The sequence below is a fragment of the Methylobacterium pseudosasicola genome (genome assembly GCF_900114535.1).
Taxonomy (GTDB): Bacteria; Pseudomonadota; Alphaproteobacteria; order Rhizobiales; family Beijerinckiaceae; genus Methylobacterium; species Methylobacterium pseudosasicola.
Map to the genome: position 1 here is coordinate 45457 of NZ_FOTK01000019.1, position 15221 is coordinate 60677.

A 15221-nucleotide genomic window follows, 5' to 3' on the forward strand; every position below is an offset into this window, starting at 1 on the left:
TCTGCTGTCCGATCAGGTGCTCAGTGTCGTCGCAACTTTTGCTTGATCCAGCTGTCTGCATGCGGGTCGGCGTAGTGCAAGAGCGCAGTGGCGCGGATCGCATCGGCGTCGCATGGTTCGTTGGTATGCAGCGAGCGGTAGCCCCAGAAGAAATACAGGTTTCCTGGCTTCAACGACAGTCGAATTACACGCTTGCTGCCCCGACGGTAAAGTGCGTTGAACAGAGCCTGTGAGAGCCTGTTATCGACCAGAACCTTATCGACAAGATTACGGAGGTATGTTCGGCGAATACCGCGGCTGTTGGGGTGTATGATCAGCCGGCCGGGATTGCCGTGATCGGGAACAGTGATGGGGATCAGAGCGGTCAGAACGTAGGAGTCGAAATGGAAGCGCATCGAATGCTTCTTAGCGGCCCCACCAGACAGGCAGCGTAGAATTTGGTAAAAACCGACATTCGGAGCAGGTTTGCCAACCTCGCTTTCATATATCCCATGGCATAGCGCTAGAAAGTTCGGGTTTTTTGGCAGGTCTGCTAAGAATGTGTTACCAAGACGCTCTGTCCCAGAAAAACCGACATACCCCCCGTTGTTATCTGCAATCGATTTGACAACGAACGCTTGCGCGTCGCGTAGTTCAGCCAAATCGACGTAGTCTTCAATGACTGCGTAGCCGTTTTTATTTATTTGGCCTGCGAGGGCACTAGCAAGCGTTCCGCTCGGATCTTTTGTCATATAGCTCATGGAAGCGCCTCACTTATACAAAACACTTCACGGTTAGAATTGTTGTAAAATTCTTCTTACTCCAAATTAGATACTACTTAAGCATGTCGGTCAAATGCAAACATAAGGCAGCTGTGCAAAATTCGATTGCATGTGCTGCCAAGCCAATGCTGGCAAATAGAAATTATATCGTTTGCGCCGCTGATCCGTTCGCGACGGGCGTGTAGCGCTTCCCGGTGAAGGATGGGCGAGCCACCCGCCCCCTCTTCCGCGACATCGTGCAGAACCACGGGCGGCAGATGGCGAAGGCGGAGTGAGCTAGCGGCAGCGCATGTACTGGGTCGAAGCCCGTGCTCCGACCACTCCTTCATCCAAACTGCCGTCTCTGAGCAGCGAGTAGGAGACGGTGATGGTCGAGACCCAATTATCGGTGGCCTCGGCTGATCTGGGACCAGTAGTCCGGATGAACCTGCCATTCGAGGATCCGGCCACGGCTTCGGGTGTGATGCGGAGCCATCCACGGTCTACAGAAACGCTTGCAGGTGCTCGCTTGAGCAGCGCGCAATCAGAGCGCGAGATAGCCCACAAGCCCTGCAGTGGCAGAGGAAACCCGTTTTGCCCTTCTCGGGCGCTCGCCCCACCGGCAGCGACGACGAAGGCGAGGGCGGCGAGGGCAGTGCGCATGGCGGGAGGATAGCTGCTTGGGCACCCGTGTCGAGGCACAGCTTGGTGCTGCAGAACGCGCAGAGAGCGACGGTCCAAGCCTACGCGATGGCGTCCAATGGCGGGCAGGTTGAGCCTAGCGCTTCCCCTGCTATTTCAAGTTCGTACTCACCATTCTATTTTGCGTTTGGCGTGATGCCGCATGACGATCATATTATAAGCGCGGATCGAAAATTTTTCTGCGGAGGCACGCAGAGTCCCTGATATACTTAAGGACCTTCGCACCGATTGTCTCATTTCGATAAGCAAGTCAGCAGCAGTTGCCTGTATCAAGATAGCCCGATCCGGATCGGCATCTCGCTCCTTACTTTGAAATGACCCGCCCGTTAGGGCGCTGGAGAGATCACTCATCTTCGAGTTGATCGACTTTCTATCGTCCCTCAATAACCTATCAATAAAACATGCCTGCAGTCCGTCTAGCCTAATTTGAAATCCAAGCAACTTCGCCTCCTGAACCAAGAGTTCAAGAGCCTTGTCTTTATCAATTATTTCTTTGTCGTCAGACTTCCGGCAAAGCCAATACTCGGTAGACAGATCGCATGCTTCGTTTAGCGCGTCAGTAAACCGCTCAATCTCTGAAATCCATAGATCTCTGCGATACTGCCACCAACGAAGCGCTCCTGCGCCAGCAAAACCAAGAAATCCACCCAGCAAAACCTGGACTGGATCAACCGGCATGCGCTAATTCTTCGCGGGCATTCTCAATATACTCGTATATTTGGGCTGGATATCTCTGAAGTCGAGGCGAGCTCGCGATGATTTTAATGCGCGATCGTATATTGGACTTACTAAATCCACTGCGAACCAAGCCGCCAAAAGCTTCTTCGAGAAAAGAGGCGGGAAGCCCAGCAACGCCATCTAAGTCAATGCAAATGACCTGTGCCTTACTGAGCGCAGGGAGGAGCACGGCCTCTCTGAATTCTTGCCCATTGTGTGGGCCGTCCGTGCGAAAACGGCCGCTCGGAAAACGGCTGAAGTCTCTCGCGATGCTGATCACGGCATCGGCCATGAAGTCCTCAAAAAGCCAGATCCCACGTGACCAACGTACCCCCAACCGGCGTGTTCCGGTTCGTAGGCTGCGGACGGCCACCTTTCGAGCGACGGTACTCCCCGCAGCGTGAATATATAGTGAGCGAGCCGTCTAGGCAAAGGTCGATCACGCTCTCCATCGCGGGCAACCCCCGCCCTCGGTGGCTGTAGCCGGTCGACGATTTGCCGACAGCCATCGCGACGCGGATTGCCATTCCATCTTGGCTGGTGTCTGCGAGATCAGGATCGTTGCTAAAGATGCGTCGCCATCCGCGCTGAAAGGCGGGATAGCGTTCCCAGTGGGGTAGGGTGGCAGGAATTCCTAGCCCGCGATCAAAAGTGCTTATGACAATCCGTCGATCTCGATGGTCAACGAGGGCCGTAAGCCACCATCCGGCGAAGTGAGGTCTTGGGAACCGTAATCCTTTTGGGTACGCGTGATGTCTTGTATTTACTAACGCCTCAATGATTGCATCGTAAATCGCCGGATCCTCTAGAGCCTGAGGCACACCAAGTTCGGTCAGCAATTTTTCAACCTGCTCGCCATCGGCTTCGGCCCCGGAGCGAAATCTCAATATCCTTAAATCAGAAAACTCAGTAAATTTTGGACCATTTGAGTGAACTCCCGACATTTCCAAAAAACCAATGCCTTCTAGGAGGGCCCTTACATTCGGCTGCCATCTTTCAAAATCAATAGCTTTCGGAATGAAAATACGCGATTTGCGCAAACAGTCATATTCAGAAGCAAGAACGAGCGCAGACGAAACGCTCATTCGTTCAATTTTCGTGTAGTCGTAATAGTTGAGAACTCCGGTCGAACCAGATCTTCTCGCCGCTGCGTTATACCGAGATTTATTTTGAACAAATGTCTGCCAACTTGCAGCTAATCTGCCTCTTACGTCTTGTAGAAATAACGCAGTTTCCTCATAATTTGCACCCAATGAAATATCTGCCGGAGGGGCCAGCCCATCAGATAGGCTAAACCCGTTTTCGAATTGACCGTCGCGATATAAACTTACGGTTCTGATTTGACCGCGTGATAAGGAAGCAACCGACGAAGCGGCTAATTTCCTAAATCGTGCGTTTAATAACGTTCGCAGCCTAAGAACCTTCTTTGATCGGTAAATAAGCAGCGTGCGATGCCGTCGAGATAGCTTCTTCAACTTGAGCGGTCCGCACCAATTGATCGCACGTCGTAGCCGACACAACCTTACGTGTCACTCATTACCGTTGCTCGACTGAAAGGTACAATCGTGCGTATCCAGCACGCTACGCTCGCTTGGCCCTCAAGGCTTCCTCGACAAGGCGCCGGATGGCTTCAGAGCGCTTCAGGCCCTCTCGCTCACCATAGGCTTCGAGCTGAGCCAGCAAGTCCGGGGGCGCGCGGAAGCCGACCAGCGGATCACGTCCGGTGGCAGGGCGGCCGCGCTTTTTCGGTTCAACCGGAATTGACATCAGCATACTTTTCGGTTTAACCCAAAAACAGGCCGAACGGAAGGGTGCAACCTCCCATCCGGCCCTGACCACCAACCGCACCAGGAGTGCAGTTCATGGCTATCCACCATCCTACACCGCCCTTCGGCAGCGGTGAACGCCCCCGCTTGCCTTCAGCACAGGTAGGACCGGTCACACAGGCCCTCAGGGCTTGCCGTCCCGTCGATCCGGCTGACCTCGCCATCGCCGAGATCCAGATCGGGCTGGCGAGCTTCTTCGCCGATGCCGACCGCCAGCGCGTCCGCGAACTGCGTTGCCGGATTGCCGATCGAATCGAGTCTGACCTCGCTTTACTTGATGCGCTCGACGGCGACGCTGACCACGAACCAGATGTGGATAGTGAGCCCGACACCGACGGTGAGCCGAGCCTGTGCGGGCTCATGGTCCAGTGGCCAGGTGGCGGTGGCGACGATCGCGAGAACGACACAGCCGACGACGAGGCCGGCAACCAGCCGCTCCACATGGGCGGTGGTGGCTACGCGGTCACCAGCTTCGGGAGGTCGGCATGAGCGGCCCCTCGAACCGCCGCGGCTTCCTGCGCGGCCTGACCACGCTCCCGCTCATCGGCGGCAGTGTGGCCCTCATCGGCAGCCCTGTCCGAGCCGCCCAGCCTGTCACGCCCGGCATGCTCGCCACATACTCGACCTGGCTGCACTACGAACAGCGCGCCATTCAAAGCGCGGTGGTGGGGATGGAAGGAGGCACCTTCATCCCATGCCTCAATCCCGGCTCGCACTACCACTTCGACGAGTACGACAAGGAGCGGTTCGCGCTCGACGCGCAGCTCCGGGCATCAGTCGTTCTGTCGGCGGTCGGCTGCCCCCTGACCTCGGCAGAGGCAGAGAATGCATGGGCGACGACGTTCCGGCCGATCGTGCGGGAGGGCAGCCTATGACCGTCTCTACCCGCCGCGCTGCCCTCGGCGCCATCCTCGCCGCTCCGCTCACAGGTGGGGCCGTCATGGCCCTTCCTTCCAACGTGCCGCAGCCTACGGCGCCTGCTGTTTCGCCAGAGTTGGTCCGACTGATCGCCAAGCACGATCGCATCAATGCGATCCTCAATCGGGAAACACAGACGGACGATTCGAGCCTGCCTAGCTACGGGACGATGCGTGCCGCACGCCATGCCCGAACTCGGGTAACCGGATTTTCATCCCGTAGCTTTGCCGACACGCTTGCCAAGGCTGCCTGCCTCGGCCGGTTGTGGCCTACCGACGAGTTGGCCATTGAGGTCGGTTTGAAGGTTCGGCAGACAGAGGTCTGCATGGATGAGATGGCGCTCGGCCTTGCCCTTGAATTGATGCGGTTCGCGGAGGGCACGCTATGCGCCTGATCAGCCCGATCATCATCGCGGTGGCGTGGTGGCAGATGCGGCTGGTCCGCCGTGCCGGTGACGACATGCGTCGGGCCAGGGAAGGCCTGCGCCAAGCAGATTACCTCGCCACCCGTGCTCTGCGGACCCTGATCGCAGTTGGACAGGGTCCGATCCCGCGCACGCTCAGCGGCGTGCCGGCGATCCCGCCGATGCCGGTGTTGTGCCGGTAGGGGGTAGTGAATCGCTACCCCCTTCATCGGATGAAGCCGCAATCTTGCGGTTGCGTCGGTTCAAGTCGCCAACTCGGCGACTTGGTCGGCCGAGGGTTCGCTAAGCTGGCGGGCTAAGTTGAGCTTAGGGCTAGGCTGCAAGCCCTCGCAGGATCACCCCAACGGCCATGAACGCACCGGCCGAGTAGACGACCGTGAAGGCGAGGTCGAACATGATCTGTGATCGCTTTCTGCGAGAGCACTTCTGGCCGGTGGTGTTCCGCCATAGGGGCAGATCCGGACCGACAACCCAGGGCTGAACAGTTTGTTTCCAGCACGCCCCTAGATTTAGCAGCATCCACGCCCGCCCCATCGGTGGGTTGAGGGGCACTTCGGGACGGACGTGGAAGGTCAGCGGGGGCTTAGGCCGCCGACAACCTCGGCAATAGGTAGCGACTTTTGCCGGTTGATGTCCGCCCCTCACGAATGCCGCTCGCGCATCCCGCCCGGGGGGGGGCCTGCTGTCGCTGACCTCGATGTCGCGTGGGTGAGCAACTGACAGGTTGTCGATTGCTGGCGAAGCCGAACGTGATGGCCAGGTTGGCCGCCACGTGTGTCGCCAAGTTGGCGAAAGCTACATGAGCTTAAGGGAATAGCAGTTCGCGCTCCCCCGACGCCCACGCCCGCTGACCTATCGCTATCGGGGGGCGAAGAGCGATCACCGCGGACGTGGGCTGCCGAGACTTGAGGGGCACTCGGCAGCCAAGGTTAGCTGCCGCCGGTCGTGGCCATCAATCGTTGGAAACGTACCCAACCCGCCAAGAGGCCGCCCCTTACGAACGCCGCTCGCGCATCCCGTGCGGGCAAAAGAAAACCAGGGGTCGCTGTTACCCTCAGCGTTACCCCTGGCCCACTTTCGAGCTGTCTGAAACCAGCTAAGTCCTTGGTACCACCGCCCCGGCTCGAACGGGGGACCCCCAGATCCACAATCTGGTGCTCTAACCAACTGAGCTACGGCGGCACTGGCGGGCGGTGTATCGTGGGCTGCGGCAGTTTTCAAGGCGATCCGTGCAGCTTGATGGCGCCTCGGTGGACGCAGGCCGGATTCGCTTCATAAGGAGCGGGTGAAACCACGCGGCGCCGGCCGGGGCGGATCGGGGGTGAGGGGCGGAATGTGAGCGCGCGACAGCCGGCGCCAGCCGCGACCGGGGGCCGGGATTCGGGCCAGGCCGCCGAGACGGGAGCGGCCGGCCGGCCGGCCCGGACGGCTGCCCGAGCGGATCATCGCCCCCGCGGGCGCTGGACCCGCTCCCGGATCCTCCTGGCGCCCGGTCGGCTGCGCAGCCTCGTCCGGCGCAGCGAGGGCGGCCTCGTCCTGCTGGCGACCCTGGTGGGGTGTATCGCGGGGCTCGCGGTCTCGGCTATGACCTGGGTGACGCAGGCCCTGCGCGAGGTGCTCTACCACCTGCCGGCGGGGACGCGGCTCAGTGCCGCCGATGCGGTCGCGCCGCCGCTTCTGCTGATCGGCCCCTGCCTGGGCGGGGTGCTGCTCGGGCTGCTGATCCTCGCGGCGAACTACCTGCGCGGGCCGCGCAAGCGCCCGGCCATCGACCCGATCGAGGCCAACGCCCTGCATGGCGGCCGGATGTCCCTGCGGGACAGCCTCTATCTCGCCCTCCAGAACGTCATCTCGAACGGCTCCGGCGCCTCGGTGGGGTTGGAAGCCGGCTACACGCAGCTCGCCTCCGGTCTCGCCTCCCGGCTCGGGATCGCCTTCGAGGTGCGCCGGGGCGACCTGCGGACCTTGGTCGGGTGCGGGGCGGCCGGCGCCATCGCGGCGGGGTTCGGGGCGCCGCTCGCCGGGGCGTTCTACGCCTTCGAGCTGATCATCGGCACCTACACCATCGCCACCCTGGCACCGGTGGTGGTCGCGGCGCTCTGCGGCAACCTGGTCTCCCGGGCGCTGATCCACACGCAGCCCCTGGTCGAGCTCGGCGACATGCAGGCGGTCACGACCTCGCACATCACCAGCCTGGAGATCCTGCCGAGCCTCGCCCTCGGGCTGCTCTGTGCGCTGCTCGGCATCCTGATCATGCGCGGCGTCACCCTGGTCGAGCGGCTGGTCCAGGCATCCGGGCTGCCGCGGGCGGCCGGGCCCGCCTTCGGGGGGCTGTGCGTCGGCGCGCTGGCGCTCATCGCGACGCCGCAGGTGCTCTCGGGCGGCCACGGCGCCCTGCACATGCATTTCGCCGCCGAGGGGCAGGGCCACGGGGCGGCTGTGCTGGCCGGGCTGTTCGCCGCCAAGGCGACCGCCACGGCGATCTCCATCGGCTCCGGGTTCCGGGGCGGCCTGTTCTTCGCCTCGCTGTTTCTCGGGGCCATCGCCGGCAAGCTGTTCGCCGTCGTGGCGCCGGAGCTCCTGCCCGCGCTGGCGGGGTTCGGCCTCACGCCGCTGGCCTACGCGGTGATCGGCATGAGCGCCCTCGCCGTGGCGATCATCGGCGGCCCGCTCACCATGACGTTCCTGGCGCTGGAGGTCACCGGCAGCCTGCCGATCACCGGATTGGTGCTGGCGGCGGTGATCGCCTCCTCGCTGACCGTGCGCAAGATCTTCGGCTACTCCTTCGCCACCTGGCGCTTCCACCTGCGCGGCGAGAGCATCCGCAGCCCACACGATGTCGGCTGGATCCGCTCGCTCACCGTGGGCCGGCTGATGCGCCGGGACGTCCCCACCGTGGCTTTGGACACGCCGCTGCCGACCTTCCTGCGCGCCCATCCGCTCGGCTCGCCCTCCCGGGTGGTCGCCGTGGATGGACAGGGCCGTTATGCCGGGATCGTGAACGTCCCCGAGGCACATGCCGCCGCCCGGGACGCCGAGGCCGGCGCGGCGCCGGTTCTGGCCGACCTCCTGCACCACACCGACCTGTTCCTCACGCCCGAGATGAACGCCAAGGACGCGGCCGCCACCTTTGATCGCAGCGAGAGCGAGGCGCTCGCGGTGGTCCAGAGCGCCGAGAGCCGCCAGGTCCTGGGCCTGCTCACCGAGAGCCACACGCTCAAGCGCTACAGCGAGGAACTGGACCGCCAGCGCCGGATGATGGCGGGGGAATCCGCATGATTGTCAGGCCGGGGTGTTGACCGCGTGGGCGCGTGCAACACCCTGGGGCGGGACAACTCGGGGCCGGCAGGCGGCCCGTGACGCGACACCCGTGAGGATCCATGGCCGGTCAAGACAACAGCTCGCAGCGCGGCTACCGCATCGCGGTGATCCCGGGCGACGGCATCGGCAAGGAGGTGGTGCCCGAGGGCGTGCGCGTGCTCGAGCAGGCGGCCAAGCGGCACGGCTTCGCGCTCCAACTCGACTGGTTCGATTTCGCGTCGTGCGACTACTACGAAAAACACGGCCGGATGATGCCGGAGGACTGGAAGCCGCAGATCGAGACGCACGACGCGATCTATTTCGGCGCCGTCGGCATGCCGGAGCGGGTTCCGGACCACATCTCCCTGTGGGGCTCGCTGATCCTGTTCCGGCGGGAATTCGACCAGTACGCCAACCTGCGCCCGGTGCGCCTGATGCCCGGGGTGAAGTGCCCGCTCGCCGACCGCAAGCCCGGCGATATCGACTTCTGGGTGGTCCGGGAGAACACCGAGGGCGAGTACTCGAATGCCGGCGGCCGGATGTTCGCCGGTACCGACCGGGAATTCGCCCTGCAGGAGACGATCATGACCCGCCACGGGGTCGACCGGATCCTGAAATTCGCCTTCGAGCTGGCTCAGAAGCGCCCGAAGAAGCACCTGACCTCGGCCACCAAGTCGAACGGCATCTCGATCACGATGCCGTACTGGGACGAGCGCGTGAAGGCGGTGGCCGAGGGCTACCCGGAGGTGCGGTGGGACCAGTACCACATCGACATCCTGACCGCGCATTTCGTGCTCAACCCGGACCGGTTCGACGTGGTCGTCGCCTCGAACCTGTTCGGCGACATCCTGTCGGATCTGGGGCCCGCCTGCACGGGCACGATCGGCATCGCGCCGTCCGGCAACATCAACCCGGAGCGGGTGCACCCGTCCGTGTTCGAGCCGGTTCACGGCTCGGCCCCCGACATCGCCGGCAAGGGCATAGCCAACCCGATCGGCCAGATCTGGTCGGGGGCGATGATGCTGGAGCATCTCGGCGAGCACGAGGCCGCCCGGGAGATCGTCAGCGGGATCGAGCGGGTGCTGTCCGAGCGGACGCTGCGCACGCGCGACCTCGGCGGCAATGCCGACACGCAGGCGTGCGGGAAGGCCGTGGCGGAGGCGTTGGGGTAGGGGTCAACCGAGGGAGGGCGCAGCGCCGAGAGTCTTGAGGGCCTTCAGGCTCTCGATCTGCTCCTCCTGCGCCGCCGCTTCGCGCAGGAGCGGCGCGAGGTAGGCGTCGAGATGGCCGTCGCCGGGCAGATGTATCTCCTTCGTCAGGGCTATCAGGAAGGCGGCCTTGTCGGCTTCCTGCCAGGCGATGGAGATACCGGATCGGTTCGCCAGGACCGTGTGCACGACCATGATGGTGCGCCCGTTCCCGTCCAGGAACGGATGGGCATGCGCCAGCGAGCCCAGCACCGCGCCGGGCTTTGCCCGCATGAAGGCGGAATCGTTACCCTGTTCAAGGGCGTGTTCGGCGGCTCCGCGGATATCCCGCGGGAAGGCGAACATCCGGTCGTAGCCGCCACGGCTGATGTGGGCACCGGGCGCGGTCTCCAAGCGGTCACACCCGGCCCAGGGATAAACGGGGCTGAACAGGGTTTCGTGCGTGCGGAGGATGTCGGCGTAGGTCAGTGGCACGCGATCCGAGAGCTCAACGATGGCCTTGCCGACTTTCGTCAGAAATGCCCTGTGCTCCAGCTGCTTGACGCGAGCGATGTCTTTCAGGCCCGCAACGTTGCGGAGGTAGCCGCGTTCCGCGAAGTCGCCGAAGACATCGAACATCACATTTCGGGGCCGTCCCGCTCAGCGAGGTAACGGGCGTGAAGCTTGGTGTTCTCGATCTCGGGCATGACTTCGGCGCGGCCCAGCGCGACGAGGAGCCACTCGGTCTCGTCCAATTGGATGTCGTCGCCTGCCACGCGGGAGACCGTCTCGGCCCAGTCATCGAGGCCCCCCCGCTCGTAGCGGATGGCGTGCTGGCGGGCGAGGTCGTGGATTATGTCCCTGGCCGTCATCGGCGCGGCATCGGCCTGCGGACGGACGGCAACCTGTGCAGTCATGGCGAGGTCCTTCTTTAGAACCATAGCGCATTCTGCGCGCGTCCGCACCAAGCCGGGTTCAGCGGTCGGGTTCGTATCCCCGCGCTCCCCCACCGCAGGATGAGGGATTTGGGTTGGACGGCCGTCGCGTTCAAAAAAATCAGCGCGGACGGCGGCGGACGCTCACCACGTTGCTCGCCTGCTCGACCTGGCCGGCGGAGGCCGGCAGGGTGGCGAGCGCGGTCTTGACGATGGTGGCGGCGTCGAGCCCGGCCTCGGCGTACATCTTCTCCGGGCTGTCGTGGTCCTGGTACAGGTCCGGCAGCGTCAGTGTCCGCACTCGAACCCGGCCCGCATCCAGCGCGCCCTGCTCGGACAGCAGGTGCAGAACCATCGCCCCGAACCCGCCGCGCGAGCCCTCCTCGATGGTGATCAACACCTCGTGGCTCTGCGCCAGATCCAGGATCAGCGCCTCGTCCAGAGGCTTGGCGAAGCGCGCATCCGCCACGCTCACCGCCACGCCCTGGTCCGCCAGCGCATCCGCCGCCTTCAGCGCCTCCGACAGCCGCGTGCCGAGCGACAGGATCGCCACCCGCGCCTCCGGGTCCCGGCGCACCACCCGGCCCTTGCCGATCGGAAGCACCTCGCCCCGCTCCGGCAGCTCGACGCCGACGCCCTCGCCGCGCGGGTAGCGCAGCGCGATCGGGCCCGTGTCATGGGCGTGCGCGGTGGCCACCATGTGCACCAGCTCGGCCTCGTCGGCGGCCGCCATCACGGTCATGTTCGGCAGGCAGCACAGATACGCCAGGTCGAAGGCGCCGGCATGCGTCGCCCCGTCGGCGCCGACCAGCCCGGCCCGGTCCAGGCAGAACCGCACGGGCAGGTTCTGCAGCGCCACGTCGTGCACGACCTGGTCGTAGGCCCGCTGCAGGAAGGTCGAGTAGATCGCCACGAACGGCTTGTAACCCTCGGTGGCCAACCCGCCGGCAAACGTCACCGCGTGCTGCTCGGCGATGCCGACGTCGAAGGTCTTGTCCGGGTGGGCTTTCCCGAACAGATCGATGCCGGTGCCGCCGGGCATCGCCGCGGTGATCGCCACGACCTTGTCGTCGGCGTCGGCCGCCTTGATCAGGCTCTCGCCGAACACCCTCGTGTAGGCCGGGGCGTTCGGCTTGGCCTTGGCCTGGACGCCCGAGACCACGTCGAACTTGACCACGCCGTGGTAGCGGTCGGCGGACGCCTCCGCCGGGGCGTAGCCCTTGCCCTTCTGGGTGACGACGTGGAGCAGGATCGGGCCGTGCTCGGCGTCGCGGACGTTCTTCAGGACCGGCAGCAGCTGGTCGAGATTGTGCCCGTCCACGGGGCCGACATAGTGAAAACCCATCTCCTCGAACATCGTGCCGCCGCCGACCACCAGGGAGCGGGCGTACTCCTCCGCCGCCGCGGCGCGCTGGTAGAGCGCCTTCGGCAGGAGCTTGCCGAGCTGCTTGGCGGTCTCGCGCAGGGACTGGTAGGTGCCGCCCGACGCCAGCCGCGCCAGGTAGCCCGACATGGCGCCGACGGGCGGCGCGATCGACATGTCGTTGTCGTTGAGGATGACGATCAGGCGCGAGTGCAGGGCGCCGGCATTGTTCATGGCCTCATACGCCATGCCGGCCGACATCGAGCCGTCGCCGATCACCGCGATGGCGTTGCGGCGCTTGGCAGTCCGGCCCTTGGCCTTGGCGGCGTCCGAATCGAGGTCGCGGGCGACCGCCATGCCGAGCGCCGCGGAGATCGAGGTCGAGGAATGGGCGGCGCCGAACGGGTCGTAGACGCTCTCGGAACGCTTGGTGAAGCCGGACAGGCCTCCCCCCTGGCGCAGCGTGCGGATGCGGTCGCGGCGTCCGGTGAGGATCTTGTGCGGGTAGCACTGGTGGCCGACATCCCAGACGATGCGGTCGTCGGGGGTGTCGAACACGTGGTGCAGCGCCACGGTGAGCTCGACCACGCCGAGTCCCGAGCCGAGATGGCCGCCGGTGATCGAGACCGCGTCGATCATCTCGGCCCGCACCGCGTCCGCCACCGCCTGCAGCTCCGATTCCGGAAGCTGCCGAAGCGCCGCAGGCTCCGGGACACGGTCGAGAATCGCGCTCAGCTCGGGGGAAATCGCCACGGCATCAACCTCTATCGGACGGGATCGGTCTGACCGCCGAGCCTCAGGATATATCGAGCGGCGCCACGCCCTCGGGCCGCCCGTCGGCACCAAGGGTGATCCGCTGGATCCGCGCCTCGGCCCGCTTCAGCAACGCTTCGCAGTGCTTCTTCAGCACCTCGCCGCGCTCGTAGATCGCCACCGACTCGTCCAGCGGGACATCGCCCCGCTCGAGCCTGCGCACGATCTCCTCGAGTTGCTCCAGCGCCTTCTCGAAAGGCAGGTCGCCGGCGGCCGGGGCCACCTCGGGTCTGCTCGCGTTCATCCCACACACATCCTTTGGGTCGGTTCTAAGGCGGCATCCGGTGCGGCCACAACCCACGCGAGGGCGGCGCGGGGCCGATCCGCAGCGTTTTGGGGCGATGCGGCGGCGTTTGCGCCACACCGCGTTCCCCTAGCGGCGCCCTCTGCGGAATGCCTCTCGACCGGGCGCGCGCAGGGGCGGCGCCGCTGACAACCGGAAGTTTGGTGAACGGCGATCACGTCACGGTGAGGCAGAACGGCGTCCCCTCGAACGCCTCGGCGCCGCGGCCGATCCGTGCGATCGCCGCGACCATGCGGCCGTCCCGATCGAGCATCCGGTCGGCGATCGCCACGAACAGCGGATTGGGGGTGGCAGAAGGGGAGGCGGCCCGCAGCGCCTCGGCGATCGCGCCCTCGTCGCGCTCCGGCGCCAGCGCGCAGGCCGCGATATAGGCCGCCGCGGTGGAGCGGCTGATCCCGGCATAGCAGTGGATCACCAGCGGCTTGTCCCGGGGCCAGGCCCTGGCGAAGGCCAGGATGCCGGCCACGTGTTCGTCAGCCGGCAAAACGTGTCCGTCCCGGGGCTCGGCGATATCGCTGACCCCGATGATGGCGTGATTCTCCGCATCGATCAGCGCCGGCCGCTCCAGCGGCGTACCGACATTGACCAGCGTGAGCACATGGCTCGCGCCGGTGGCGGCGACGGTCTCGGGCAGGCGCGAGAGCGGACAGACGTGCAGGGTCGGCATGAGCGTCCCATGGCGTGGGAACGTGACGGATAAAGGGCGACGGCCTCGCTCCTCAAGCCCGATGCAGAGCCTGGAATCGATCGAGGAACCGAGCCTCGGCCTGCGCGGTCGGCCAAGGCTCGGCCAGCGCCCGGACCGGCTCGGGCAGGTCCGGGGCCGGGCCGAAATAGAGCTCGGCCTCATCGGGCGCGAAGCCCGCGAGCTCTACGGCCTCGATATGGGCGGCGATCCGATCGGCGCGCTTGACCAGGCGGCCGAGGGCGGGTGTGGGCTCGGCCAGGCCGAAGCGATGGCGCACGGCGGCGAGCAGGCGCAGCTCCACCCCACGATAGGCGTCACCGATCGCGGCCTTAAGCGGCGAGATGATGTCGCCGACGACGTATTCCGGGGCGTCGTGCAGCAGCAGCTCCAGCCCCTCGGGATCGGTGCAGCCGGGGGCGATGTGGCGCCCCACCGCTTCCACCAGCAGGCTGTGCTGGGCCACCGAGAAGACGTGCGGACCCCGGGTCTGGCCGTTCCAGCGGGCGACCCGGGCGAGACCGTGGGCGATGTCGGCGATCTCGATGTCCCGGGAGGCGGGGTCGAGGAGGTCGAGGCGGCGGCCGGACAGCATCCGCTGCCAGGCCCGGGGCGCCGGATCGGGCGTCTCGCTCATGCCGGCTGCCCCAGCTCGGCGCAGGGCCCGTGCCGGTGGCAGCCGACGAGGTGGTCGTTGACCATCCCGACCGCCTGCATGAAGGCGTGCACGATGGTCGGGCCGCAGAAGGAGAAACCCTGCGCCTTCAGGGCCTTGCCCATCGCCCGAGAGACAGGCGTCTCGGCCTGGACCTCGGCCCGGCTCCGGGCGCTGCCCTGGATCGGCCGCCCGTCCGCGAAATCCCACAGGAACGGCGCGAAGCCGGGGCCGCTCTCCTCGATCCGCAGCCAAGCCCGGGCGCCGGCGATCGTGCCCAGGATCTTGGCGCGGTTGCGGATGATGCGGGTGTCCGCCATCAGCCGGGCGACGTCGGCCTCGTCGTAGCGAGCGATGGCCTCCGGATCGAAGCCGGAGAACGCATCCCGGAACCCGTCGCGGCGGCGCAGGATCGTGATCCAGGACAAGCCCGCCTGGAAGCCGTCGAGGATCAGCTTCTCGTAGAGCGCTCGGCCGTCGCGCTCGGGCACGCCCCATTCGGTGTCGTGATAGGCGACGTAGAGCGGGTCGTGGCCGGCCCACCAGCAGCGGGGGCAACCGTCGGGATGATCGATCAGGCCGGTCTCGGACATCCCGCCTGTTTAACGAGAACAGGAGCGGAACGCTATCGCGGCCCGCGACCCGATCCGCG

At 65.0% G+C, this 15221-nt stretch carries 17 protein-coding genes and 1 tRNA gene; 6 read left to right on the forward strand and 12 right to left on the reverse strand.

What is annotated here, in order from left to right; all coding sequences use genetic code 11:
• Positions 1–20 precede the first annotated feature (20 nt).
• The 4 genes from BM228_RS18240 to BM228_RS33855 form a co-directional block, all read right to left on the reverse strand.
• Positions 21–740, reverse strand: coding sequence for a hypothetical protein (locus BM228_RS18240; protein ID WP_092042850.1), 720 nt, complete (start codon positions 738–740; stop codon positions 21–23).
• A gap of 810 nt (positions 741–1550) precedes the next feature.
• On the reverse strand, positions 1551–2120 hold the full coding sequence (locus BM228_RS33850; RefSeq protein ID WP_139234116.1) for a hypothetical protein: 570 nt from the start codon (positions 2118–2120) through the stop codon (positions 1551–1553).
• Positions 2110–2451 (reverse strand): STAS-like domain-containing protein, encoded by a 342-nt coding sequence (locus BM228_RS18245; protein ID WP_092042851.1) that lies wholly within the window; start codon positions 2449–2451, stop codon positions 2110–2112. Before BM228_RS18245 ends, BM228_RS33850 begins: the two co-directional genes overlap by 11 nt.
• Before the next feature lie 7 nt (positions 2452–2458).
• Positions 2459–3634 (reverse strand): hypothetical protein, encoded by a 1176-nt coding sequence (locus BM228_RS33855; RefSeq protein WP_139234117.1) that lies wholly within the window; start codon positions 3632–3634, stop codon positions 2459–2461.
• Between the two features lie 387 nt (positions 3635–4021).
• Here BM228_RS33855 and BM228_RS18255 point away from each other — a divergent pair, with 387 nt between their 5' ends.
• The 4 genes from BM228_RS18255 to BM228_RS18270 are packed head-to-tail and all read left to right on the forward strand — an operon-like array spanning position 4022 to position 5509.
• Complete coding sequence (locus BM228_RS18255) at positions 4022–4474, forward strand: hypothetical protein (protein ID WP_139234118.1); 453 nt, start codon at positions 4022–4024, stop codon at positions 4472–4474.
• Entirely contained in the window at positions 4471–4860 is a 390-nt protein-coding gene (locus BM228_RS18260) for a hypothetical protein (protein ID WP_092042854.1), read from the forward strand. The genes BM228_RS18255 and BM228_RS18260 overlap by 4 nt, the downstream gene beginning before the upstream one ends.
• Complete coding sequence (locus BM228_RS18265; RefSeq protein WP_092042855.1) at positions 4857–5297, forward strand: hypothetical protein; 441 nt, start codon at positions 4857–4859, stop codon at positions 5295–5297. The genes BM228_RS18260 and BM228_RS18265 overlap by 4 nt, the downstream gene beginning before the upstream one ends.
• A complete protein-coding gene (locus BM228_RS18270; protein WP_092042856.1) occupies positions 5288–5509 on the forward strand; it encodes a hypothetical protein in 222 nt (73 codons plus the stop codon). Before BM228_RS18265 ends, BM228_RS18270 begins: the two co-directional genes overlap by 10 nt.
• A gap of 923 nt (positions 5510–6432) precedes the next feature.
• Here the strand turns inward: BM228_RS18270 and BM228_RS18275 are convergent.
• Positions 6433–6509: transfer RNA gene (locus BM228_RS18275), tRNA-His, on the reverse strand.
• A 153-nt stretch (positions 6510–6662) separates the two neighbouring features.
• On the opposite strand from BM228_RS18275, the gene BM228_RS18280 reads away from it, so the two are divergent.
• Together BM228_RS18280 and BM228_RS18285 are read left to right on the forward strand one after the other, a co-directional pair.
• Positions 6663–8606 (forward strand): chloride channel protein, encoded by a 1944-nt coding sequence (locus BM228_RS18280; RefSeq protein ID WP_139234119.1) that lies wholly within the window; start codon positions 6663–6665, stop codon positions 8604–8606.
• A 101-nt stretch (positions 8607–8707) separates the two neighbouring features.
• A complete protein-coding gene (locus BM228_RS18285; RefSeq protein ID WP_092042857.1) occupies positions 8708–9799 on the forward strand; it encodes a tartrate dehydrogenase in 1092 nt (363 codons plus the stop codon).
• 3 nt (positions 9800–9802) lie between these two features.
• On the opposite strand, the gene BM228_RS18290 is transcribed toward BM228_RS18285, so the two are convergent.
• From BM228_RS18290 to BM228_RS18320, 7 genes are all read right to left on the reverse strand, one after another.
• Positions 9803–10453 carry a Fic family protein gene (locus BM228_RS18290; RefSeq protein ID WP_092042859.1) on the reverse strand — a complete coding sequence of 217 codons (651 nt, stop codon included), beginning with the start codon at positions 10451–10453 and terminating at the stop codon, positions 9803–9805.
• A complete protein-coding gene (locus BM228_RS18295) occupies positions 10453–10731 on the reverse strand; it encodes a hypothetical protein (RefSeq protein WP_244537201.1) in 279 nt (92 codons plus the stop codon). The genes BM228_RS18290 and BM228_RS18295 overlap by 1 nt, the downstream gene beginning before the upstream one ends.
• Positions 10732–10870: 139 nt before the next feature.
• Positions 10871–12865, reverse strand: coding sequence for a 1-deoxy-D-xylulose-5-phosphate synthase (dxs, locus tag BM228_RS18300; protein ID WP_092042861.1), 1995 nt, complete (start codon positions 12863–12865; stop codon positions 10871–10873).
• A gap of 43 nt (positions 12866–12908) precedes the next feature.
• A complete protein-coding gene (locus tag BM228_RS18305; protein ID WP_058193261.1) occupies positions 12909–13169 on the reverse strand; it encodes an exodeoxyribonuclease VII small subunit in 261 nt (86 codons plus the stop codon).
• Positions 13170–13383: 214 nt separating this feature from the next.
• Positions 13384–13896 carry a tyrosine phosphatase family protein gene (locus BM228_RS18310; RefSeq protein ID WP_092042862.1) on the reverse strand — a complete coding sequence of 171 codons (513 nt, stop codon included), beginning with the start codon at positions 13894–13896 and terminating at the stop codon, positions 13384–13386.
• A gap of 52 nt (positions 13897–13948) precedes the next feature.
• The gene (locus BM228_RS18315) at positions 13949–14551 is read right to left on the reverse strand and encodes an HD domain-containing protein (RefSeq protein WP_092042864.1); all 603 of its coding nucleotides are present in this window, start codon (positions 14549–14551) and stop codon (positions 13949–13951) included.
• Positions 14548–15162 (reverse strand): DNA-3-methyladenine glycosylase I, encoded by a 615-nt coding sequence (locus BM228_RS18320; protein WP_092042865.1) that lies wholly within the window; start codon positions 15160–15162, stop codon positions 14548–14550. Before BM228_RS18320 ends, BM228_RS18315 begins: the two co-directional genes overlap by 4 nt.
• Positions 15163–15221 lie beyond the last annotated feature (59 nt).

Coding starts and splice junctions, on each gene's coding strand:
- BM228_RS18240 (WP_092042850.1), bottom strand. CDS start 740: ATGAGCTATATGACAAAAGATCCGAGCGGAACGCTTGCTAGTGCCCTC.
- BM228_RS33850 (WP_139234116.1), bottom strand. CDS start 2,120: ATGCCGGTTGATCCAGTCCAGGTTTTGCTGGGTGGATTTCTTGGTTTT.
- BM228_RS18245 (WP_092042851.1), bottom strand. CDS start 2,451: ATGGCCGATGCCGTGATCAGCATCGCGAGAGACTTCAGCCGTTTTCCG.
- BM228_RS18255 (WP_139234118.1), top strand. CDS start 4,022: ATGGCTATCCACCATCCTACACCGCCCTTCGGCAGCGGTGAACGCCCC.
- BM228_RS18260 (WP_092042854.1), top strand. CDS start 4,471: ATGAGCGGCCCCTCGAACCGCCGCGGCTTCCTGCGCGGCCTGACCACG.
- BM228_RS18265 (WP_092042855.1), top strand. CDS start 4,857: ATGACCGTCTCTACCCGCCGCGCTGCCCTCGGCGCCATCCTCGCCGCT.
- BM228_RS18270 (WP_092042856.1), top strand. CDS start 5,288: ATGCGCCTGATCAGCCCGATCATCATCGCGGTGGCGTGGTGGCAGATG.
- BM228_RS18285 (WP_092042857.1), top strand. CDS start 8,708: ATGGCCGGTCAAGACAACAGCTCGCAGCGCGGCTACCGCATCGCGGTG.
- BM228_RS18290 (WP_092042859.1), bottom strand. CDS start 10,453: ATGTTCGATGTCTTCGGCGACTTCGCGGAACGCGGCTACCTCCGCAAC.
- BM228_RS18295 (WP_244537201.1), bottom strand. CDS start 10,731: ATGACTGCACAGGTTGCCGTCCGTCCGCAGGCCGATGCCGCGCCGATG.
- BM228_RS18305 (WP_058193261.1), bottom strand. CDS start 13,169: ATGAACGCGAGCAGACCCGAGGTGGCCCCGGCCGCCGGCGACCTGCCT.
- BM228_RS18310 (WP_092042862.1), bottom strand. CDS start 13,896: ATGCCGACCCTGCACGTCTGTCCGCTCTCGCGCCTGCCCGAGACCGTC.
- BM228_RS18315 (WP_092042864.1), bottom strand. CDS start 14,551: ATGAGCGAGACGCCCGATCCGGCGCCCCGGGCCTGGCAGCGGATGCTG.
- BM228_RS18320 (WP_092042865.1), bottom strand. CDS start 15,162: ATGTCCGAGACCGGCCTGATCGATCATCCCGACGGTTGCCCCCGCTGC.